This is a genomic window from Pseudomonas sp. NPDC087346, from assembly GCF_044744235.1.
Lineage (GTDB): Bacteria > Pseudomonadota > Gammaproteobacteria > Pseudomonadales > Pseudomonadaceae > Aquipseudomonas.
The window spans coordinates 45,604-65,838 of sequence record NZ_JBIUXX010000012.1; the positions used below are offsets into that span (position 1 = coordinate 45,604).

Sequence of the window (20,235 nt, forward strand, 5' to 3'; positions counted from 1 at the left end):
GAGCAGTTCGGTAATCGGCTTTTGCTTGAGTTCAGTCAGATTCATATAGGAATGACGTAATCATTTATGGAGGGGGGAAATTAAGCTTTTGGCTTAATGAGGCCGCGCCGCGGAGAAGGCGACAGGATCGCGAACTAGTTCGAAAAGGAGTGCGTCGGCGACGGCTAGCAGGGGGCATTGGAGAAACCAGTGCGGGGCCGAATGTACCACCTGAATTTCGGAGCGTCTAGCCCTGAATACGCAAAAAGCCCCGCTAATTGCGGGGCTTTTTTTCAGACACTTTACTGCGACGCTTAGATGTTGGCGTCGAGGAAAGCAGCCAGTTGCGACTTCGACAGCGCGCCGACTTTGGTCGCTTCAACGTTGCCGTTCTTGAACAGCATCAGAGTCGGGATACCACGCACGCCGTGCTTGGCCGGGGTTTCCTGGTTCTCGTCGATGTTCAGTTTGGCAACGGTCAGCTTGCCTTTGTAAGTCTCTGCAATCTCGTCCAGAACCGGAGCGATCATTTTGCAAGGGCCGCACCATTCAGCCCAGTAGTCGACCAGTACAGCGCCTTCGGCCTTGAGTACGTCGGCTTCGAAGCTAGCGTCGCTAACGTGTTTGATAAGATCGCTGCTCATGGAATTCTCCAGGTTGTAAGCAAAAAAACGTGGCCCATCATAGCCGCCCTTCCCTTGTTCAGGAAGTCGCAGATGATTGAGTCTTGCTATGGTGCCCCATGAGTTTGGGTATAGCTCAAGTCACGCCGTGGCGGGGGCGATGAAGGCAATTCCGGTGCGCAGAGCAGCATTGCGCACGTGCTCCTGCATGGCTTTTTGCGCCGCGCCGGAGGCTCGACGTGCCAAGGCGCGGAGGATCTTGCGGTGTTCCTGCCAGGTTTCCATGGCACGCTCGGCCCGGATGAACGGTAGCTTCTGGCTCTCGAGAAAGATCTCGGCACTGGCGGTGAGGATGCTCAGCATCGCCTGATTGCCGCTGGCGAGCAGGATGCGCCGGTGGAATTCGAAGTCGAGTTTCGCTGCGGCTTCAAAGTCGCTGGCCCGTAACTGCTCACGCATTGCCGCGACGTTGTCCTCCAGTGCATCCAGCTCAAATGTGCTCAACGTCACCGCCGCCAGCCCCGCAGCAAAACCTTCCAGCGCATAGCGCAACTGAAAGATATCCAGCGGCGAGGCCTGCGCCGCGAACGGCCAGCCCAGCGTACTTTCACTGCGCGACAAATCGACCGGGGCCTGCACGAACACGCCTTTGCCCGGTTGAATACTCACCACACCCAACGCACTCAGCGACGACAGCGCCTCGCGCAATGAAGCCCGGCTGACCCCCAACTGCACGGCCAGATCGCGCTGCGAAGGCAAGGCATCGCCCGCGCCGAAACCCTGTTCGGTGATCAGTTTGCGGATAGCTTGCAGCGCCACTTCGGGTACGGCGCGGGAGATCGAGTTCATGGTTTTCCAGACGAGCCAGGCCAATGTGCGGCTAGTTGTAAAGCTATTCGCAACATCCGGCAAGTCGTGCCCCAGCGGGGTTCGGCGCTGAGCGTCGATGCGCTATCGGGGTGCGAAAAACAACCGGACTGTTCAGACCAGTAAGACCGAACAAACCCGGCAAAACCGTGGCCTGACGCGATGATTCCGCTAGGTTGGCATGCCCCGTGCTGTGTCCGATCGCAGAAATCACTTTCAGCCGATCCCGGAGATTTGCCATGCCCCTGCGTTCCAGCGCCCTCCTCGCTGCCCTGTTTGCCGGTCTGATGTTGAGTCAGGTTTCCGCCCACGCCGACGGTCTCGATGACGTGGTCAAACGCGGCACATTGAAAGTTGCCGTGCCGCAGGACTTCCCGCCGTTCGGCTCGGTCGGCCCGGACATGAAACCTCGCGGCCTCGATATCGATACCGCAAAACTGCTGGCCGAGCAGCTCAAGGTCAAACTCGAACTGACCCCGGTCAACAGCACCAACCGCATCCCGTTTCTGACCACCGGCAAGGTCGACCTGGTGATTTCCAGCCTCGGCAAGAACCCGGAGCGCGAGAAAGTCATCGATTTTTCCCAAGCCTACGCGCCGTTCTACCTTGCCGTGTTCGGCCCGCCGGACGCCGCGATCACCAGCCTTGACGACCTCAAGGGCAAAACCATCAGCGTCACCCGTGGCGCCATCGAAGACATCGAACTGACCAAGGTTGCCCCCGAAGGCGTGACCATCAAGCGCTTCGAAGACAACAACTCGACCATCGCCGCGTATCTCGCAGGCCAGGTTGATCTGATCGCCAGCGGCAACGTGGTGATGGTCGCGATCAGCGAAAAGAATCCGAAACGTGTGCCGGCGCTGAAAGTGAAGCTCAAGGATTCGCCAGTCTATGTCGGCGTGAACAAGAACGAGCCGGCACTGCTGAGCAAGGTCAACGAGATCCTCGCCACCGCCAAGACCGACGGCGCGCTGGAAAAGAATTCGCAAACCTGGCTGAAAGAGCCGCTTCCGGCCGATCTTTGATCGCTCGGGCGGGAGTTAATTAATGGCCTATCAGTTCGATTTCCTGCCGGTGGTGCAAAATACCGACCTGCTGTTGCGCGGTGCACTGTTCACTCTTGAGCTGACGGCCATCGGTGCAGTGCTCGGGGTTGGCGTGGGCATTGTTGGCGCGTTGGTGCGGGCGTGGAACATCCGCCCGTTCTCGACGATCTTCGGCGTCTACGTCGAGTTGATCCGCAACACGCCATTCCTCGTGCAGCTGTTTTTCATCTTCTTCGGTTTGCCTTCCCTCGGGGTGCAGATTTCCGAGTGGCAAGCGGCGGTGCTGGCAATGGTGATCAATCTCGGCGCGTACTCGACCGAGATCATTCGTGCCGGCATCCAGGCGATCCCCAAGGGTCAGCTGGAGGCCGCAGCCGCATTGGCGATGAGTCGCTTCGAGGCGTTCCGGCATGTGGTGCTGTTGCCCGCGCTGGGCAAGGTCTGGCCGGCGCTGAGCAGCCAGATCATCATCGTCATGCTCGGTTCGGCGGTGTGTTCACAGATCGCCACTGAAGAGCTGAGTTTCGCTGCCAACTTCATTCAGTCGCGCAACTTCCGCGCCTTTGAAACCTACGCCCTGACCACGCTGATCTACCTGTGCATGGCCTTGTTGATCCGCCAGTTGCTGAACTGGATCGGGCGCCGCTTCATAAGCAGGAGCAGCGTATGAGCGATTTCACCTTCTGGGACATCCTGCGCAACCTGCTTATCGGTCTGCAATGGACGCTGGCGCTGTCGCTGGTGGCGTTTATTGGTGGCGGGTTAGTCGGCTTGCTGATCATGGTCATGCGCATCTCGAAAAACGCGCTGCCGCGCAACATCGCCCGGACCTGGATCGAGCTGTTCCAGGGCACGCCGCTGTTGATGCAGCTGTTTCTGGTGTTCTTCGGCGTGGCGCTGGCCGGGATCGAAATCTCGCCGTGGATGGCGGCGGCGATTGCCCTGACGCTGTTCACCAGCGCCTATCTGGCAGAGATCTGGCGTGGCTGCGTCGATTCAATCCCCAACGGTCAGTGGGAAGCCTCGTCGAGTCTGGCGCTGAACCCGCTGGAGCAACTGCGCTACGTGATCCTGCCGCAGGCGCTGCGCATCGGCGTAGCGCCGACCGTGGGCTTCTCGGTGCAAGTGGTCAAAGGCACAGCGGTGACTTCGATCATCGGCTTCACCGAACTGACGAAGACCGGCGGCATGCTCGCCAACGCCACGTTCGAACCGTTCATGGTCTACGGCCTCGTCGCCGCCGGCTACTTCCTGCTCTGCTACCCCCTGTCCCTCAGTGCGCGCTATCTGGAAAGGAGACTGCATGCCTCTGCTTAGAATTTCCGCCCTGCATAAGTATTACGGCGATCACCATGTGCTCAAAGGCATCGACCTCAGTGTCGAGGAAGGCCAGGTGGTGGCGATCATCGGCCGCAGCGGCTCGGGCAAATCCACCTTGTTGCGCACGCTTAATGGTCTGGAATCGATCAATGACGGCGTGATCGAAGTCGATGGCGAATACCTCGATGCCGCCCGCGCTGATCTGCGCAGCCTGCGGCAGAAAGTCGGCATGGTGTTCCAGCAGTTCAATCTGTTCCCGCACCTGACGGTCGGCGAGAACGTGATGCTCGCACCGCAAGTGGTGCAGAAAGTGCCCAAGGCCAAAGCCGCCGAACTGGCGCGGCAGATGCTTGCCCGGGTGGGGTTGAGCGAGAAGTTCGATGCGTTTCCGGATCGACTGTCCGGCGGCCAGCAGCAACGCGTGGCGATTGCCCGTGCGTTGGCGATGTCGCCGAAAGTCTTGCTGTGCGACGAAATCACCTCGGCGCTGGACCCGGAACTGGTCAATGAAGTGCTGGCCGTGGTGCGGCAACTGGCCAAGGAAGGCATGACCCTGATCATGGTCACCCATGAAATGCGCTTCGCCCGCGAGGTCGGCGACAAACTGGTGTTCATGCACCATGGCAAGGTGCATGAGGTGGGCGATCCGAAGGTGTTGTTTGCCAATCCGCAGACGGCAGAGCTGGCGAATTTTATTGGTAGCGTAGAGGCGACAGCCTGAAGGATCTGTAGGGGTTTTAATGGCCTCTTCGCGGGCAAGCCCGCTCCCACAGGGTTTTCGGGTGGAACCGGATTGTGTGTTCGGCGCAAAAACCTGTGGGAGCGGGCTTGCCCGCGATTGACCGCGCAGCGGTCACCGGCATTCCTGCGCCATATCAAGGCTTTGCGCCGTACGCGTTGGCGGCGGCGTTTGATCGTGGCACGATGTCGGGGTTATCGACCGAGACCCCCCTGACCATGCCGCAATCCAAAGCCAAGAATCTGTCCCTGATCGCCGCAATCGACTTGGGCTCCAACAGCTTTCATATGGTCGTGGCCAAGGCCCAGAACGGCGAAATCCGCATTCTCGAGCGCCTCGGCGAAAAGGTCCAACTGGCCGCCGGCATCGACGATGAGCGCAAGCTCAACGAAGAATCGATGCAACGCGGGCTCGACTGCCTCAAGCGTTTTGCCCAACTGATCAACGGTATGCCCCTCGGCGCCGTGCGGATCGTCGGCACCAACGCCCTGCGCGAAGCGCGTAACCGCCTCGAGTTCATCCACCGCGCCGAAGAAATCCTCGGCCACCCGGTGGAAGTCATCTCCGGGCGTGAAGAAGCGCGACTGATTTACCTTGGCGTATCGCACACCTTGGCCGACACCCCGGGCAAACGCCTGGTCGCCGACATTGGCGGCGGCAGCACCGAATTCATCATTGGCCAGCGCTTCGAACCGCTGCTGCGCGAGAGCCTGCAAATGGGCTGCGTCAGCTTCACCCAGCGCTACTTCAAGGACGGCAAGATCACCCCGGCCCGCTACGCCCAGGCGTACACAGCGGCGCGGCTGGAGATCATGAGCATCGAACACGCCCTGCACCGCCTGACCTGGGATGAAGCCATCGGCTCCTCGGGGACCATCCGTGCCATCGGTCTGGCCTTGAAGGCTGGCGGTCATGGCACCGGCGAAGTCAACGCCGAAGGGCTGGCCTGGCTCAAGCGCAAACTGTTCAAAATGGGCGATTCTGACAAGATCGACTTCGAAGGCATCAAACCGGATCGCCGGGCGATTTTTCCGGCAGGCCTGGCGATTCTCGAAGCGATTTTCGACGCCCTCGAACTGCAACGCATGGATCACTGCGAAGGCGCACTGCGCGAAGGCGTGCTCTATGACCTGCTCGGTCGCCATCATCACGAAGACGTGCGCGAACGCACCCTGACCTCGCTGATGGAGCGTTACCACGTTGACCTGGAACAGGCTGCGCGGGTCGAACGCAAGGCATTGCACGCGTTTGATCAGGTGGCTCAAGACTGGGAGCTGGATGACGGTATCTGGCGCGAACTTCTGGGTTGGGCAGCGAAAGTGCACGAAGTCGGCCTCGACATCGCTCACTATCACTATCACAAGCACGGTGCTTACCTGATCGAGCACTCGGACCTCGCCGGGTTCTCCCGTGAAGACCAACAGATGCTCGCCCTGCTGGTTCGCGGCCACCGCCGCAACATTCCCAAGGACAAGTTCGCCGACTTTGGCGACGACGGAATCAAGCTGATCCGACTGTGTGCGTTGCTGCGCTTCGCCATTCTGTTCCACCACATCCGTGGTACTCAGACCATGCCGCAGGTGGTGTTGCACGCCAAGGGCGACAGCCTCGACGTCGAGTTCCCGGAGAACTGGCTGGATGACAATCAGCTGACCCAGGCGGATTTCGGGCTTGAGGCTGAATGGCTGACGCGGGTGGGCATCATCCTCACAGTCCACTAACCCACAGTTAAAGCACAACTAAAAAGGCGATCCATCAGGATCGCCTTTTTATTGCGCCAGATTTGAAGGTCAGCTGCTAACCGGCAAAATCGGGCTGCCCAAGCGCTCCAGCAATGTCGCCTGCGCACTGCGCGGGTTCTGGTTGCCGGTCGGCGTGTTGCGGATGTAGCGACCGTCCGACTGCAAGCTCCAGCTATGCGTGTTGTCGGTCAGGTACAGCTCCAGCTCTTTCTTCACGCGGGTCAGCAGCTTCTTGCCTTCTACCGGGAAGCAAGTCTCGACGCGCTTGTCGAGGTTGCGCTCCATCCAGTCAGCGCTGGAAAGGAACATCTGCTCCTCGCCACCGTTGAGGAAATAGAAAACACGGGTGTGTTCAAGGAAGCGGCCGATGATCGAGCGCACATGGATGTTGTGCGAAACCCCGGCGATGCCCGGACGCAGGCAGCACATGCCACGCACCACCAGATCGATGCGTACACCGGACTGGCTGGCCTTGTACAGCGCGCGGATGATCTTCGGATCGGTCAGCGAGTTGAACTTGGCGATGATGTGCGCCGGTTTGCCGTCGAGGGCGAACTGGGTCTCGCGGGCAATCATGTCGAGCATGCCCTTCTTCAGGGTGAACGGCGCGTGCAGCAGCTTCTTCATGCGCAGCGTTTTACCCATGCCGATCAACTGACTGAACAGTTTGCCGACGTCTTCACACAAGGCGTCATCGGAGGTCAGCAAGCTGTAGTCGGTGTACAGACGGGCGTTGCCGGCGTGGTAGTTACCGGTGCCGAGGTGCGCGTAACGCACGATCTCGCCGGCCTCGCGACGCAGGATCAGCATCATCTTGGCGTGGGTCTTGAAGCCGACCACGCCGTAGATCACCACCGCACCGGCCGCTTGCAGGCGGCTGGCCAGTTGCAGGTTGGACTCTTCGTCGAAACGCGCACGCAACTCGATGACCGCGGTCACTTCCTTGCCGTTACGCGCAGCATCGACCAGTGCATCGACGATTTCCGAGTTGGCGCCGGAACGGTACAGGGTCTGGCGCACCGCCAATACGTGCGGGTCTTTCGCCGCCTGACGCAGCAGGTCGACCACGGGCGTGAACGATTCGAACGGGTGCAGCAACAGGATGTCCTGCTTGCTGACCACGCTGAAAATGTTCTCGCTGTTTTGCAGCAGTTTCGGGATCTGCGGGGTGAACGGGGTGTATTGCAGCTCCGGATGGCTATCCAGACCGGTGATGCTGAACAGCCGCGTCAGGTTGACCGGACCATTGACCTGATACAGCTCGGTCTCGCTCAGGTTGAACTGCTTGAGCAGGTAGTCCGAAAGGTGTTTCGGGCAAGTGTCGGCGACTTCCAGACGCACGGCATCGCCGTAACGACGCGAGAACAACTCGCCGCGCAGGGCGCGAGCCAGGTCTTCTACGTCTTCGGAGTCGAGCGCCAGGTCGGCGTTTCGGGTCAGGCGGAACTGGTAGCAGCCCTTGACCTTCATGCCTTGGAACAGGTCGTCGGCGTGTGCGTGGATCATCGACGACAGGAACACATAGTTGTCGCCGGCGCCGCCGACTTCTTCCGGGACCTTGATGATCCGTGGCAGCAGACGCGGGGCGGGGATGATCGCCAGACCGGAATCGCGACCGAAGGCGTCGATGCCTTCGAGTTCGACGATGAAGTTCAGGCTCTTGTTCACCAGCAACGGGAACGGGTGCGTCGGGTCGAGACCGATCGGGGTGATGATCGGCGCGATCTCGTCACGGAAATAACGGCGCACCCAGGTCTTGAGCTTGGTCGTCCAGTTACGGCGACGGATAAAGCGCACCTGATGCTTTTCCAGCTCCGGCAACAGAATGTCATTGAGGATCGCGTATTGGCGATCAACATGGCCGTGCACCAGTTCGCTGATCCGCGCCAGCGCCTGATGCGGCTGCAAGCCGTCAGCGCCGGCCTGTTCACGGGCGAAGGTGATCTGCTTCTTCAGGCCGGCAACGCGGATTTCGAAGAATTCGTCGAGGTTGCTGGAGAAGATCAGCAGGAACTTCAACCGCTCCAGCAACGGGTAGGACTCATCCAGCGCCTGTTCCAGCACGCGGATGTTGAACTGCAGTTGCGACAGCTCACGGTGGATGTACAGGCTGCTGTCATCCAGACCGGGAATGGCAATCGCCGGAACCGCCGCAGCCGGTTCGGCCACCGGCGCAGGCGGAGCTGGCTCCAGCTCCGGCGGGGTTTCGGTGATTTGCTCGACCACCGGTTGAGCGTCTTTTACGGCAACTTCAGTCAGTCCTTCGGTATTCATCGGATGTTCCTGGGAGGGCTATTTCTGCTCTCGTAACAATTGAGCGGCGCGGACAGCAAAGTAAGTCAGGATGCCATCAGCGCCGGCACGTTTAAAGGAGGTGAGTGATTCGAGGATCACTGCTTCGCTCAACCAGCCATTCTGGATCGCCGCCATGTGCATGGCGTATTCGCCGCTGACCTGATAGACGAAGGTCGGCACTTTGAAGGCATCTTTTACCCGGAACAGAATGTCCAGGTACGGCATGCCGGGTTTGACCATGACCATGTCCGCGCCTTCAGACAAGTCGGCGCCGACTTCGTGCAACGCTTCGTCGCTGTTGGCCGGGTCCATCTGATAGGAGGCTTTGTTCGCCTTGCCCAGATTCGAGGCCGAGCCGACGGCATCGCGGAACGGCCCGTAATAGGCGCTGGCGTACTTGGCCGAGTAGGCCATGATCCGCACGTTGACGTGACCGGCAATCTCCAGCGCTTCGCGGATCGCCTGAATCCGCCCGTCCATCATGTCGGATGGTGCGACCACCTGAGCGCCAGCGGCGGCGTGGGACAGAGCCTGTTTGACCAATGCATCGACGGTGATGTCGTTCTGCACATAGCCTTGTTCATCGAGGATGCCGTCCTGCCCGTGGGTGGTGAACGGGTCCAGCGCGACATCGGTGATCACGCCCAGCTCAGGGAAACGTTCACGCAACGCACGAGTAGCGCGCTGGGCGATACCTTGCGGATTCCAGGCTTCGGCGGCATCAAGGGATTTCAGTTCAGGCGGCGTCACCGGGAACAGCGCCAGCGCCGGGATGCCCAGTTCGACCCATTTCGCCGCTTCTTCGAGCAGCAGGTCGATGCTCAGACGCTCCACACCCGGCATCGAGGCCACGGCTTCGCGGCGGTTTTCACCGTCGAGCACGAATACCGGCAGAATCAGATCATCGACCGTCAGCACATTTTCCCGTACCAGCCGGCGCGAAAAATCGTCACGACGATTGCGTCGCAGACGAGTGGCAGGGAACAGGCGATTGGCGGGGGTAAAGCTCACGGCGGACTCCTGAGCCCGCGCAAACGGGCGAGCGTGACAGTTATAGACGGCCATTATGACCAACAGATGACAGTTATGTGTGCCCTGTGACAGGTAGCCGCATTCCATTGTCCGTGTAGGAAATGTTCACGTCGAGACACATTTGGACACTTTCATGAATGTGTCTGAAGGGTTAGGCTGCGCGTTCATTTCGCCAGCACCCAGACAATGCTCCAACAATTTCTGCATGACTTTGGTTACTTTGCGCTGTTTCTTGGCACATTCTTCGAAGGCGAAACCATCCTGGTGCTCGCGGGCTTCCTCGCGTTCCGTGGATACATGGACATCAACCTGGTCGTGGTTGTGGCGTTCTTCGGCAGTTATGCCGGCGATCAGCTGTGGTACTTCCTCGGACGCAAGCACGGGCGCAAGTTGTTGGCGCGCAAACCGCGCTGGCAGATGATGGGCGACCGGGCGCTGGAGCACATCCGCAAGCATCCGGACATCTGGGTCCTGAGTTTCCGCTTTGTTTATGGCTTGCGCACGGTAATGCCGGTGGCCATCGGCCTGTCGGGTTATCCGCCGGGACGCTATCTGCTGCTCAACGGGATTGGCGCAGCAATCTGGGCCACGGCTCTGGCCGCCGCTGCTTATCACTTCGGCGCGGTGCTGGAAGGCATGCTCGGCAGCATCAAGAAGTACGAGCTGTGGGTGCTCGGCGCGCTGCTGATCCTCGGTGTCGGCCTGTGGCTGCGCCGCCGTTTCAAGAATGCCCGTCTGGCGAAGAAGATCTACGAAGACGAGCAAATCCACAAAGCCGAACTGGCCAAAGCAGCCGAACCTAAGACGCCAGCCGAGTAACTCGCTGGCGGCACACATACAGCCCGATGCCACTGAGCAGGCTGTAACTGAGCAGGCCAGCCCAGATCACCGGGCTGGCCGGCCATAGCCCGAGCATGGGCGCCAGCCACACCAGCGGCAGGTTCGACAACAACCGCAACAGCTCGACTTTCAGCGCCCACGGGCGATTCTCCAGCGCCACACCCAGCGCAAACACGCCGAATGCTACCGCAGCCCAGCCGAGTACCAACGCTGCGGTTGGCAGACTTCGTTCCAGGTTCATCAAGTAACTGCCCAACGCGATGTAGACGCAAAACTGCGCCGCGACGTACCACTGTTGCCGACTGTCTAGCGTCACTTCGAATTTGCGGAACTGCGTCAGATCCGGCTTGTTCATCGGATATTTCGCGGCGACATCTGCCGGCCGCCAACCAGTGCGCATGAACCAGATCCGCAGCTTGTCCCACTTGCTCTCGGCGCGACGCGCGTCATTCCACAGCTGCGCATAGAACTGCAGATTCGCCCACAGCGGATTCCAGCTCGCCAGCGGCGTGGTCACGCCGAAAATTACCGGTTCGTTGTCGTCCTCCTCCTGAAAGGTGCCGAACAGGCGATCCCAAAGAATGAACACCCCGCCGTAGTTGCGATCCATGTAGAGAGCGTTCTGTGCATGGTGGGCCCGATGATTGGACGGCGTGACGAAGAACCACTCGAACCAGCCGAGCTTGGGAATGTGTTTGGTGTGTACCCAGAATTGATAGAGCAGGTTCAGTGCGGCAACGCTGACGAACACCAGCAGCGGCACACCGAGCACCGCCATCGGCAGGTAGAAGATCCAGCCCAGCAGAAACCCGGTGCTGGTCTGGCGCAATGCGGTCGAGAGGTTGTAGTCCTCGCTCTGGTGATGCACCGAGTGAGCGGCCCAGAGGACGTTGCGTTCATGGCCCATGCGATGCAGCCAGTAATAACAGAAGTCGTAGAGGACGAAGGCCAACACCCAGCCCCAGACGCTGTTCGCCGGCAACCTGAACAGCGCCAGATGTTCCAGGGCAAACGCATAGCTCAGCAGCCCGACGCCTTTGGTCAGCAGGCCGGTGGTGGTCGAGAGCACCCCGGTGCTGATGCTGTTTATCGCATCGGCCAGGCGATAGTTGCTGACCCCGCGCCAACGGTCGGCGACAAGCTCCAGTGCGATCAACAGCAGGAAAAACGGCACCGCATACAGAATCAAGTCCATGACGCTTCTCGACTGAAGTCTTGAGCACAGATCCTAGGTCTAGCCGCGATTTAACCCTATGGCAACGAGCGACAAATTAGTGGACATTTAGCGCCATGAATCAGGAGAGAAACCCATGAGCAAAAAAGTTGCAGTGATCCTGTCCGGCAGTGGCGTATACGACGGCGCCGAGATCCACGAAAGCGTCATCACCCTGCTACGCCTTGATCAACGCGGCGCGCAGGTGCAGTGCTTTGCCCCGAACATCGCGCAATTGCATGTGATCAATCACCTGACCGGCGAAGAAATGCCCGAGTCGCGCAACGTGCTGGTGGAATCGGCGCGCATTGCCCGGGGCAACATCAAGGACATCCGCGAAGCCAGCGTTGACGACTTCGATGCGCTGATCGTGCCTGGTGGGTTTGGTGCGGCAAAGAACCTGTCGAACTTCGCCGTCGAAGGCGCCGGTTGTAGCGTGCAACCCGAAGTGTTGGCACTGGCCGAAGCATTTGCCGAAGCGGGCAAACCGGTGGGCCTGATGTGCATCTCGCCGGCACTGGCGGCAAAAATCTACGGCCCGGGCGTGACCTGCACCATCGGCAATGACGCCGACACCGCCACCGCGATGAACAAGATGGGCGCCACCCACGAAGATTGCGCGGTGTCCGACATCATCGAAGACAAGGCACGCAAACTGGTGACCACCCCGGCGTACATGCTGGCGCAGAACATCAGCGAAGCGGCATCAGGGATCAACAAACTGGTGGATCGAGTGCTGGAACTGACCCACGAAAACGATGCCTGAGACGACCTGATGTAGGAGTGAGCCTGCTCGCGATAGCGGTGTTTCAGGGAACAGTTTTGTTGAATGACGCACCGCATTCGCGAGCAGGCTCGCTCCCACAGGGGATCGAGTTGAATCAGGGCTTGCGGGTCAGGCGGGTAAGGATTCGGTCCAGCGCATTGGCGAACGCCTGTTTCTCGCGTTCGCCGAACGGCGCGGGGCCGCCACTCATCTGGCCCTGCTCACGCAGATCGGTGAACAGGTTGCGCACTGCCAGCCGGTCGCCCATGTTCTGCGCGTCAAACTCCTTGCCGCGTGGATCGAGCGCCGAGACGCCCTTCTTCACCAAGCGATCAGCCAGCGGCACATCGCTGCAAATCACCAGCTCACCGGGCACCGCGTGTTCCACCAGATAATCGTCCGCCGCATCCGGGCCGCTCGGCACCACGATCAGCTTGACGATGGCCAGCGCTGGTTTGATCTGCGGCTGCCCCGCGACCAGCACCACTTCGAACTGGCGCTTGAGCGCAAACTTGACCACCAGATCCTTGGCCGCACGCGGACAGGCGTCGGCATCGATCCATACACGCATTTTGTTTACCCCTTAAAAAGCTTCGCGAGCAGGCGCGCTCCCACAGGAAATACACCATCCATGTGGGAGCGAGCCTGCTCGCGATTATGAGCGCAGCGAATGCAGTTTAAGCGGTTACCCGCTTCTTCTCGGCGATCCGACTACGGCCATACAACACAATGATCGCCAGAATCGCCAGTGCCTGCGCCGTCAGCGAATACGCATCGGCATGAATCCCCAGCCAATCGAACTCGAAGAACGCCACCGGCCGCGTGCCGAAGATCCCCGCTTCCTGCAACGCCTTGACGCCATGCCCGGCGAACACCACCGACAAAGCGCAGAGCAGACCGGCGTTGATGCTGAAGAACAACGTCAACGGCAGTTTCGCCGAGCCGCGCAAAATCACCCAGGCCAAGCCGACCAGCAACACCAGCGCCGTCGCGCCGCCAGCCAGCACCGCGTCATGCCCGGCCGGGCCTGCCTGCAACCACAGGGTTTCGTAGAACAGGATCACTTCGAACAGTTCGCGATAAACGGAGAAGAACGCGAGGATCGCAAAACCGAAACGCCCGCCTCCGCCGACCAGACTGCTCTTGATGTAATCCTGCCAGGCCGCCGCATGTCGACGATCATGCATCCACACGCCAAGCCACAACACCATGACACTGGCGAACAGCGCCGTGGCACCTTCGAGCAATTCGCGCTGCGAGCCGCTGACATCGATCACATACGCCGCCAGTGCCCAGGTCCCGAGACCGGCCAACAACGCCAGACCCCAACCGACGTTGACGCTGCGCACTGCCGATTGCTGGCCGGTATTGCGCAGGAACGCGAGGATCGCCGCCAGCACCAGAATCGCTTCCAGACCTTCGCGCAGCAGAATCAGCAGACCGGAGATATAGCTCAGCGACCAGCTCAAGCCATCATTGCCAAGTAAGCCAGCCGACTCGTTGAGTTTGGCCTTGGCCAGATCAAGCCGTTGTTCAGCCTGTTCCACCGGCAAGCCGTCCTGCAACGACTGCCGATAAGCCATCAGCGACTTCTCGGTGTCCTTGCGCACGTTGGCATCGACGTTATCCAGCGAACTTTCGACCAGCTCGAAACCTTCCAGATACGCCGCTACCGACAGGTCATAAGCCTGATCGCGCTCACCGGCACGGTAAGCGGCGAGGCTCTTGTCGAGGGTGGCAGCGGTGTAATCGAGCAACTGCGCCGGGCCACGCTTGACCTGCGGCGGCTGCGAACGCTGGGCGCGGAAGGTCGCGGCAGCTTGCGCGCCTTCGGCGGCCAGCACTTCGGCCGGGGTCTGGCGGGCCAGATCGGCGATGTTGTAGGACTTGTCGGATTTGCCTGCCGCTGCATCGGCGCTGAACCCGCCGATGTAGGTGGCCAGATCCCAGCGCTGACGGTCGTCGAGTTGATCGGCGAAGGCCGGCATGTCGGTGCCTTCGACACCTTGGCCGAGGGTGCTGTAGATCGCGTACAGGCTCAGGTGATCCATGCGTGCCGCGTCGCGCAGGTTGGCGGGCGCTGGCGCCATGCCGACACCTGCCGGGCCGTCACCGGCACCGCTGTCGCCATGGCACACCGAACATTGCTGGGCGTAGAGCGGCGCACCGCGAGTCGGATCAGGGGTGATGATCGGCGCCTGACTGACCTCGTAAGCCACCGCGAGTTGTGCGCCCAACTGCCGCGCCTGACGGGCGATCTGCGCGCCGTCCTGTTTGGCGCTGATCGCTGCGTGCAATGAGCTGACGCCCTGCTCCAGCGCGGCTTTTTCCGGCTTGGCCGGCATGTCGGCAATCAGCCCTTGCAGCGCTTGGGTGAATTCCAACTGCTCGCGGTATTCGGACTCGTCGATGACTTGGCCTGCTTGCACGGTATTCGGGTAATCCGCGCTGATGTAATCAAGCAGGTGCAGCGCCTGAGGTGCACTTTCCACCGTGTCGGCCAGCAGATTGAAACTGCTCAGGGCGCACAACGGCAACACCAGCCAGGCCAGGAATCGGGACAAGGCAATCATGAATCATTCTCAATGGGAAATACGAAGTAACACATTGTTCCCTTCGAAGACGTTTCCCTCAAGCTTTGTCGCTGTCTCGCGGTGTTTTAGCGCAGTGGCGCCGTCGCATTGCGATAGTGATCAAGCATGAAATCGACAAACACCTGCACCTTGAGCGCGACATGTCGGGCATGCGGATACAGCGCGTAGTAATGACGCTGGCCGAGCGAGCAGTTGGGCAGGATCTGCACCAGCCGACCGCGCAGCAGATCCTCCTGCACCGTGGCCCGGGTGAACGCGGCGATGCCGACGCCAGCCAGCGCAGCGGCATGCAGCGAACTGATCGAGTCAGCCTTGAAACGGCCCTGCGCCCGCACGTTGCTGGTCGCACCGCGGGCATCGGTCAGCAACCAGTCGCTGCCGCCGGAAAACGCCAGCAACTGATGCTCGGCGAGTTCGCGCACCTGACGCACCAGACCATGCCGCGCCACATAGGCCGGCGAGGCCACCAGCAGCATGTCCGAGACCGTCAGCAGCCGCGCCACCAAAGAGGAATCCGCCAGCGGCCCGCAAATGCGCAACGCAACATCGAAGCCGTCGGCGATCAGATCGACAAAGCGGTCATCACAGGACAGATCGACTTCGATATCCGGGTAGCGCTGTTGAAACGCCGGCAACCAACTCGCCAACTCCAGGGTGCCGATCACCATCGGTGCGCTGATGCGCAGCAATCCGCTAGGGCTTTCATGGGCCTGCCCCACGGCAACTGCGGCCTGGTCGAGACGTTCGAGAATGTCGACGCACGCGGCGTAATACTGCTGACCCGCCGTGGTCAGGCTGAAATTACGCGTGTTGCGGTTGATCAGGCGCGTGCCGAGTTCGGCTTCCAACTGCTGCAATTGGCGGGAGATGGTCGAATGCGTCGTGTCCAGACGCTCGGCCGCCGCGCTGAAACCGTGACACTCGACGATGCAGCGAAACGCACGCATGGCCAACAGTTGATTCATCGAAACCCCGGGATTCAGTTGAGCGGCAAGCGCACAAGCCTAGCCCAACCCCTGCCCTCTTAACACCGTGATTAGTGCACTTTCCAAACATATAACAGAGTAAAAACATCGCAGCACAGGGCCACTATCCATCCCTATAATGCGTCACTTTCCCGCCCGTTTCGTTCAAGGAAGAAACAGCCTCCATGCGCCATCGCTTGCTGGTCTTACTGCTGCTCGGGGCAATCCTGCAATTGGCCGGTTGCGCCGCCTACCGCGATTACGATCAGGAGATGCAGCAGACCATCGATGAAATGTCGAAAGGCGAGCTCAACGAAGCGCTCTACCTGCTGAAGCTGCACAATCCCTGGGAAGACAAGGATCTGCTGTATTACCTGGAAAGAGGCGCCATTCTCAGCGCCGGTACCAACCTGCCAAAAAGCCAGGAAGCCTGGCGCACGGCTGACTGGATGATTTTCCAGCGCGAAGAGGCCGACCCTTCCGGCGCCATGAAACTGCTGACCCGCTTCGGCAATGAAATGGGTACCTTGCTGGTCAACGACAAGTTGCTGCGCTACGACGGCTACGACTACGAAAAGGTCATGCTGACCACGGAAATGGCCCTCAACCAACTGGCGGACAACGATTTCGACGGTGCCCGCGCCGACATCAAGAAAACCCACGAGCGCGAAACCCTGATTGCCCGCCAGCGCGAACAGCAATACGAAGAGGCTGAAGAACAGGCCAAAAGCCAAGGGATCAAGCTGCACTACAAGGATCTGGAAGGCTATCCGGTCGCCGTCCTCGACGCCCCGCAAGTGGTTGAGCTGAAGAACGGCTATCAGAGTGCGTTCAGCCATTATCTGGCCGGTTTCGCTTATGAAGCCCTGGGCGAACGCGGTCTTGCGGCACCGGGTTATCGTCAGGCCATCGAGTTGCGCCCGGGCGTAGCGTTTCTCGAGAAGGCTTTGCGCAATCTCGACAAGCCGCCGCCAGCAGACGATGAAAGCGAGATCCTTGTGGTTGTGCAAAGCGGTTTCGCCCCGGCGCGCAGTTCGGTGCAGGTGCCGATCCCGGTACGGCTGAACGAGAATCTGACGATTGTCGCCCCGATCTCGTTTCCGGTGATGGTGCCCGACACCCTCACGCCAGCGGTGACCTACATCCTGGTTGACGGCAAACAACAACCGTTGAGCATGATCAACAGCGTCACCGACATGGCCATGCGCACCTTGCGCGATGACATGCCGGCGATCATTTCTCGCGCCATGTTTCGCGCCAACATGGCCGCCATCAGTCAGGCTCAGGAGAACGAACGCCACCCGGAAAAGGCTTCGCTGGTGGTCACAGAGAAAGACCCCTTCGAAGAGGCTGACACGCGTACCTGGCGCACCCTGCCGGATAAAACCCTGGTCGCCCGACTGCGCCTGAAGAAAGGCCTGCACCGCCTGCGTTTCCCCTACTACCGGGCCGAAGACGGCTTCACGGTACGCGTCGATCAGCCGCATCAGGTGTTCTACCTGCGGATTTTCCGGGGCCAGGATTTTTATGTAGGACCATCGCTGGTTTTGCCCGAACTGCCGTTAGCGGACAAAACCGGAGGAATCGACCAGTAATGGCACATAACTAACCGGTGCAATTAAAAAGCTATTACATGGCCAGTATTGCTCGCTTATAATGCCGCGCCCTCGCTATCGCGATATGGCATAAAAGCTCCTCTGGTTATGAGGAATTGGCAGGAGGCCAGCGCCACTGTCGATGGGTCACACCAGCCCGACCAGCACCGGCGGCTGATGCAGTTTCAAGCTCAGGGAAGAAGTACCCCCATGGCATTCCGCGCTCCCACTCTGATCGCGCTCAGCGCCGTCACTCTGTTGTCCGGCTGTTCAGCGTTTCGCAACTACGACTCCGAACTGGCCCAGACCAACCAGCAACTGGCTTCCGGTAACGTTGACGCCGCTCTGACCCTGCTGGAAAAGAACAACACCAGCCCAGACAAAGACCTGCTCTATTACTTCGAGAAAGGTGAACTGCTGCGCGCCAAGGGTGACTTGTCCGGCAGCCAGAATGCCTGGGGTCATGCCGATCAGGTGGTTGGCCAGTGGGAAGACTCGGTCAAGCTCGACACCGGTAAATACCTCGCTCAGTTCGGCAGCTTTATCGTCAACGACAAGGTCCGTCGCTACGAAGGCTACGACTACGAAAAAGTCATGCTGACCACGCAAATGGCCCTGAACCTGCTGGCGGTGAATGACTTCGATGGCGCCCGCACCGCGATCAAGAAGACTCACGAACGTGAAGCGGTGATCGCCGACCTGCGCGACAAGGAATACCTCAAGAGCGAAGAAGAGGCCGAGAAAGAAGGCATCAAGACCCAGTACAAGGACCTGCAGGGCTACCCGGTCGCCAGTCTTGACGCACCGGAAGTGGTCGGTCTGAAAAACAGCTACCAGAGCGCGTTCAGCCATTACCTGGCCGGTTTCGTCTACGAAGCCCTCGGTGAAAAAGACCTCGCCGCGCCGGGCTATCGCAAGGCAGCCGAACTGCGGCCGAACACCAAACTGCTGGAACAGGCGCTGATCGATCTCGACAAGCCGAGCAAGTCTGATGACAGCGACATCCTGATCGTCGTGCAAAGCGGTCTGGCGCCGTCCCGCGACTCGATCCGCATTCCGCTGCCATTGCCGATTTCCAACAATGTAGTGATCACTCCGCTGTCGTTCCCGGTGATCAAGCCGGACACCAGCACCGCGCCATTCGCGCAGATCGGTGTCGATGGCCAGCAACTGGACCTGACCGCGCTCAACAGCACCACCGCCATGTCCCGCCGCGCCCTGCGTGACGACATGCCGGGGATCATCCTGCGCACCACCGTGCGGGCGATCACCAAAGGTGTGGCGCAGAAGAAGATCAACGAAACCAATCCGCTGGCCGGCCTCGCAGTGGGTATTTCTTCAGCTGTGCTCGAAGGTGCCGATACCCGTACGTGGCGCACCCTGCCGGACAACACCCAGGTGGTGCGTCTGCGCTTGAAGAAAGGTGAACACCAAGTCACCCTGCCGAGCGCTGTGGGCGGCTCGCTGGTCAAGATTACCGTCGACCAGCGTTATCAGGTGATCAGCCTGCGCGCCGTGGGCAATCAGGTTTTCGCCGGCGGCGTTGCCGCTCATGTCATCCCGAGCGCCAGCCCGACTGCCGTGGCCAGCCTCAAACAACCTTAAGAACGGAGTCTTTGCATGCGCTTCAAACTCATCGCCGTTGTCGCCCTGGCCCTGTTGGCCGGCTGCGCCACCCCGCCACCACCGGAGCCCGGCAGCGCCGCGAGCAAGGTCGTGGCCATGGGCCCGCAGAAGCACATCGCTGTCGGCGCCATGCGCGTTGCCCGTGAGAACGGCTTCATGACCGTCAATGTGCAGTTGACCAATACGCTCAACAGCAACAAGACGTTCTACTACCGCTTCGCCTGGCTCGGCCCGGAAGGTTTCCCGATCGCCGAAGAAGAAGTCTGGAAAAGCCAAATGATGTATGGCGCGCAGACCAGCTTCATCCAGGGCATCGCGCCGACCCCTAAAGCCGTGGACTTCCGTCTGGAACTCAAGACGCCTTAAGCCCGCCCCCCTATTCCTGATTCAGAGAGCATTCCCATGTTTGCACGCTTTTCCTTCATCGCTGTCCTCGCCCTGCTGGCCTCCGGTTGCGCCAACACTTCGCCGACTCTGGGCAGCAAGAACATCAGCTACGGCGACACCAAAGCGGTTGAAACCGTGACCAACGAATTCGGTTCGACCGATCTGCAAATGATCGCCGAGTCGATGACCCGCTCGCTGGCCCAGTCCGGCATTCTGCAGGGCCGTCCGGTGGTTCAGGTCTACGACGTGAAGAACAAGACCAGCGAGTACATCGATACCCGCGAAATCACCACCAGCATCAAGACTCAGTTGATGAAGACCGGCGTTGCCCGCTTCGCCAGCGACAACACTGCCATGCAGAGCCAGGTTGACCAGCTCAAGCTGCAAAACCAGAGCGGTCTGTACAAGAAAAGCACCGTGGCCAAGACTGGCAACATGATCGCTGCCAAGTACCGCATCGAAGGTTCGATCAGCTCGATCGTAAAGCGCAGCAGCGACTACAAAGACGTCTTCTACAAATTCAGCCTGCAATTGATCGACGTCGAAAGCGGTCTGGCCGAGTGGATGGACGAAAAAGAGATCCGCAAAACCACGGAGCGTTAATCG

General features: G+C 60.0%; 19 protein-coding genes. 11 read left to right on the forward strand and 8 right to left on the reverse strand.

The features are described from left to right. Positions 1–293 precede the first annotated feature (293 nt). Positions 294–623, reverse strand: a complete 330-nt coding sequence (trxA, locus tag ACIOZM_RS10135) for a thioredoxin TrxA (RefSeq protein ID WP_003206727.1) — start codon at positions 621–623, stop codon at positions 294–296. 120 nt (positions 624–743) lie between these two features. Continuing rightward, positions 744–1,451 carry a FadR/GntR family transcriptional regulator gene (locus ACIOZM_RS10140; RefSeq protein ID WP_401212805.1) on the reverse strand — a complete coding sequence of 236 codons (708 nt, stop codon included), beginning with the start codon at positions 1,449–1,451 and terminating at the stop codon, positions 744–746. A 257-nt stretch (positions 1,452–1,708) separates the two neighbouring features. Between ACIOZM_RS10140 and ACIOZM_RS10145 the strand changes: the two genes are divergently transcribed. The 5 genes from ACIOZM_RS10145 to ppx all read left to right on the forward strand — a co-directional run bounded on the left by ACIOZM_RS10145 (position 1,709) and on the right by ppx (position 6,295). Next, entirely contained in the window at positions 1,709–2,494 is a 786-nt protein-coding gene (locus tag ACIOZM_RS10145) for a transporter substrate-binding domain-containing protein (RefSeq protein ID WP_401212808.1), read from the forward strand. A 22-nt stretch (positions 2,495–2,516) separates the two neighbouring features. Then, on the forward strand, positions 2,517–3,185 hold the full coding sequence (locus ACIOZM_RS10150; RefSeq protein ID WP_401212811.1) for an amino acid ABC transporter permease: 669 nt from the start codon (positions 2,517–2,519) through the stop codon (positions 3,183–3,185). Continuing rightward, entirely contained in the window at positions 3,182–3,832 is a 651-nt protein-coding gene (locus tag ACIOZM_RS10155; protein WP_401212814.1) for an amino acid ABC transporter permease, read from the forward strand. Before ACIOZM_RS10150 ends, ACIOZM_RS10155 begins: the two co-directional genes overlap by 4 nt. Further along, the gene (locus ACIOZM_RS10160; RefSeq protein WP_401212817.1) at positions 3,819–4,556 is read left to right on the forward strand and encodes an amino acid ABC transporter ATP-binding protein; all 738 of its coding nucleotides are present in this window, start codon (positions 3,819–3,821) and stop codon (positions 4,554–4,556) included. Before ACIOZM_RS10155 ends, ACIOZM_RS10160 begins: the two co-directional genes overlap by 14 nt. Before the next feature lie 236 nt (positions 4,557–4,792). Beyond that, the gene (ppx, locus tag ACIOZM_RS10165) at positions 4,793–6,295 is read left to right on the forward strand and encodes an exopolyphosphatase (protein WP_401212988.1); all 1,503 of its coding nucleotides are present in this window, start codon (positions 4,793–4,795) and stop codon (positions 6,293–6,295) included. 69 nt (positions 6,296–6,364) lie between these two features. Here the strand turns inward: ppx and ppk1 are convergent, their stop codons facing one another. Then, a complete protein-coding gene (ppk1, locus tag ACIOZM_RS10170; protein ID WP_401212819.1) occupies positions 6,365–8,590 on the reverse strand; it encodes a polyphosphate kinase 1 in 2,226 nt (741 codons plus the stop codon). An 18-nt stretch (positions 8,591–8,608) separates the two neighbouring features. Next, entirely contained in the window at positions 8,609–9,622 is a 1,014-nt protein-coding gene (gene hemB / locus ACIOZM_RS10175) for a porphobilinogen synthase (protein WP_401212822.1), read from the reverse strand. Between the two features lie 207 nt (positions 9,623–9,829). Here hemB and ACIOZM_RS10180 point away from each other — a divergent pair, with 207 nt between their 5' ends. Further along, positions 9,830–10,462: a DedA family protein gene (locus ACIOZM_RS10180; RefSeq protein ID WP_401212825.1), complete on the forward strand. Its 633-nt coding sequence runs from the start codon at positions 9,830–9,832 to the stop codon at positions 10,460–10,462. Here ACIOZM_RS10180 and ACIOZM_RS10185 read toward each other — a convergent pair. Next, on the reverse strand, positions 10,443–11,678 hold the full coding sequence (locus ACIOZM_RS10185; protein WP_401212827.1) for a sterol desaturase family protein: 1,236 nt from the start codon (positions 11,676–11,678) through the stop codon (positions 10,443–10,445). The genes ACIOZM_RS10180 and ACIOZM_RS10185 overlap by 20 nt on opposite strands. 115 nt (positions 11,679–11,793) lie before the next feature. Between ACIOZM_RS10185 and elbB the strand changes: the two genes are divergently transcribed. Continuing rightward, complete coding sequence (gene elbB / locus ACIOZM_RS10190) at positions 11,794–12,462, forward strand: isoprenoid biosynthesis glyoxalase ElbB (protein ID WP_401212830.1); 669 nt, start codon at positions 11,794–11,796, stop codon at positions 12,460–12,462. Positions 12,463–12,577: 115 nt separating this feature from the next. On the opposite strand, the gene ACIOZM_RS10195 is transcribed toward elbB, so the two are convergent. From ACIOZM_RS10195 to ACIOZM_RS10205, 3 genes are all read right to left on the reverse strand, one after another. Further along, positions 12,578–13,033 (reverse strand): YaiI/YqxD family protein, encoded by a 456-nt coding sequence (locus tag ACIOZM_RS10195; RefSeq protein WP_401212833.1) that lies wholly within the window; start codon positions 13,031–13,033, stop codon positions 12,578–12,580. 106 nt (positions 13,034–13,139) lie between these two features. Continuing rightward, positions 13,140–15,035: an FTR1 family protein gene (locus ACIOZM_RS10200; RefSeq protein ID WP_401212835.1), complete on the reverse strand. Its 1,896-nt coding sequence runs from the start codon at positions 15,033–15,035 to the stop codon at positions 13,140–13,142. An 86-nt stretch (positions 15,036–15,121) separates the two neighbouring features. Then, a complete protein-coding gene (locus tag ACIOZM_RS10205; protein ID WP_401212838.1) occupies positions 15,122–16,021 on the reverse strand; it encodes a LysR family transcriptional regulator in 900 nt (299 codons plus the stop codon). Positions 16,022–16,206: 185 nt separating this feature from the next. Here ACIOZM_RS10205 and ACIOZM_RS10210 point away from each other — a divergent pair, with 185 nt between their 5' ends. The 4 genes from ACIOZM_RS10210 to lpoB all read left to right on the forward strand — a co-directional run bounded on the left by ACIOZM_RS10210 (position 16,207) and on the right by lpoB (position 20,232). Then, positions 16,207–17,616 (forward strand): COG3014 family protein, encoded by a 1,410-nt coding sequence (locus ACIOZM_RS10210; protein WP_401212841.1) that lies wholly within the window; start codon positions 16,207–16,209, stop codon positions 17,614–17,616. Between the two features lie 210 nt (positions 17,617–17,826). Next, on the forward strand, positions 17,827–19,221 hold the full coding sequence (locus tag ACIOZM_RS10215) for a COG3014 family protein (protein ID WP_401212843.1): 1,395 nt from the start codon (positions 17,827–17,829) through the stop codon (positions 19,219–19,221). A gap of 15 nt (positions 19,222–19,236) precedes the next feature. Next, positions 19,237–19,608 (forward strand): DUF1425 domain-containing protein, encoded by a 372-nt coding sequence (locus ACIOZM_RS10220; RefSeq protein ID WP_401212846.1) that lies wholly within the window; start codon positions 19,237–19,239, stop codon positions 19,606–19,608. Between the two features lie 36 nt (positions 19,609–19,644). Next, positions 19,645–20,232, forward strand: coding sequence for a penicillin-binding protein activator LpoB (gene lpoB / locus ACIOZM_RS10225; RefSeq protein WP_401212848.1), 588 nt, complete (start codon positions 19,645–19,647; stop codon positions 20,230–20,232). Positions 20,233–20,235: the final 3 nt, after the last annotated feature.

What these genes read in the sequence shown, in the direction of transcription:
- ACIOZM_RS10195 (WP_401212833.1), bottom strand. Translation starts at nt 13,033, where the DNA reads ATGCGTGTATGGATCGATGCCGACGCCTGTCCGCGTGCGGCCAAGGAT.
- ACIOZM_RS10220 (WP_401212846.1), top strand. Translation starts at nt 19,237, where the DNA reads ATGCGCTTCAAACTCATCGCCGTTGTCGCCCTGGCCCTGTTGGCCGGC.
- lpoB (WP_401212848.1), top strand. Translation starts at nt 19,645, where the DNA reads ATGTTTGCACGCTTTTCCTTCATCGCTGTCCTCGCCCTGCTGGCCTCC.
- ACIOZM_RS10210 (WP_401212841.1), top strand. Translation starts at nt 16,207, where the DNA reads ATGCGCCATCGCTTGCTGGTCTTACTGCTGCTCGGGGCAATCCTGCAA.
- ACIOZM_RS10155 (WP_401212814.1), top strand. Translation starts at nt 3,182, where the DNA reads ATGAGCGATTTCACCTTCTGGGACATCCTGCGCAACCTGCTTATCGGT.
- ACIOZM_RS10180 (WP_401212825.1), top strand. Translation starts at nt 9,830, where the DNA reads ATGCTCCAACAATTTCTGCATGACTTTGGTTACTTTGCGCTGTTTCTT.
- ACIOZM_RS10215 (WP_401212843.1), top strand. Translation starts at nt 17,827, where the DNA reads ATGGCATTCCGCGCTCCCACTCTGATCGCGCTCAGCGCCGTCACTCTG.
- ACIOZM_RS10160 (WP_401212817.1), top strand. Translation starts at nt 3,819, where the DNA reads ATGCCTCTGCTTAGAATTTCCGCCCTGCATAAGTATTACGGCGATCAC.
- ACIOZM_RS10150 (WP_401212811.1), top strand. Translation starts at nt 2,517, where the DNA reads ATGGCCTATCAGTTCGATTTCCTGCCGGTGGTGCAAAATACCGACCTG.
- ACIOZM_RS10145 (WP_401212808.1), top strand. Translation starts at nt 1,709, where the DNA reads ATGCCCCTGCGTTCCAGCGCCCTCCTCGCTGCCCTGTTTGCCGGTCTG.
- ppk1 (WP_401212819.1), bottom strand. Translation starts at nt 8,590, where the DNA reads ATGAATACCGAAGGACTGACTGAAGTTGCCGTAAAAGACGCTCAACCG.
- ACIOZM_RS10140 (WP_401212805.1), bottom strand. Translation starts at nt 1,451, where the DNA reads ATGAACTCGATCTCCCGCGCCGTACCCGAAGTGGCGCTGCAAGCTATC.
- elbB (WP_401212830.1), top strand. Translation starts at nt 11,794, where the DNA reads ATGAGCAAAAAAGTTGCAGTGATCCTGTCCGGCAGTGGCGTATACGAC.
- ACIOZM_RS10185 (WP_401212827.1), bottom strand. Translation starts at nt 11,678, where the DNA reads ATGGACTTGATTCTGTATGCGGTGCCGTTTTTCCTGCTGTTGATCGCA.
- ACIOZM_RS10200 (WP_401212835.1), bottom strand. Translation starts at nt 15,035, where the DNA reads ATGATTGCCTTGTCCCGATTCCTGGCCTGGCTGGTGTTGCCGTTGTGC.
- trxA (WP_003206727.1), bottom strand. Translation starts at nt 623, where the DNA reads ATGAGCAGCGATCTTATCAAACACGTTAGCGACGCTAGCTTCGAAGCC.
- ACIOZM_RS10205 (WP_401212838.1), bottom strand. Translation starts at nt 16,021, where the DNA reads ATGAATCAACTGTTGGCCATGCGTGCGTTTCGCTGCATCGTCGAGTGT.
- ppx (WP_401212988.1), top strand. Translation starts at nt 4,793, where the DNA reads ATGCCGCAATCCAAAGCCAAGAATCTGTCCCTGATCGCCGCAATCGAC.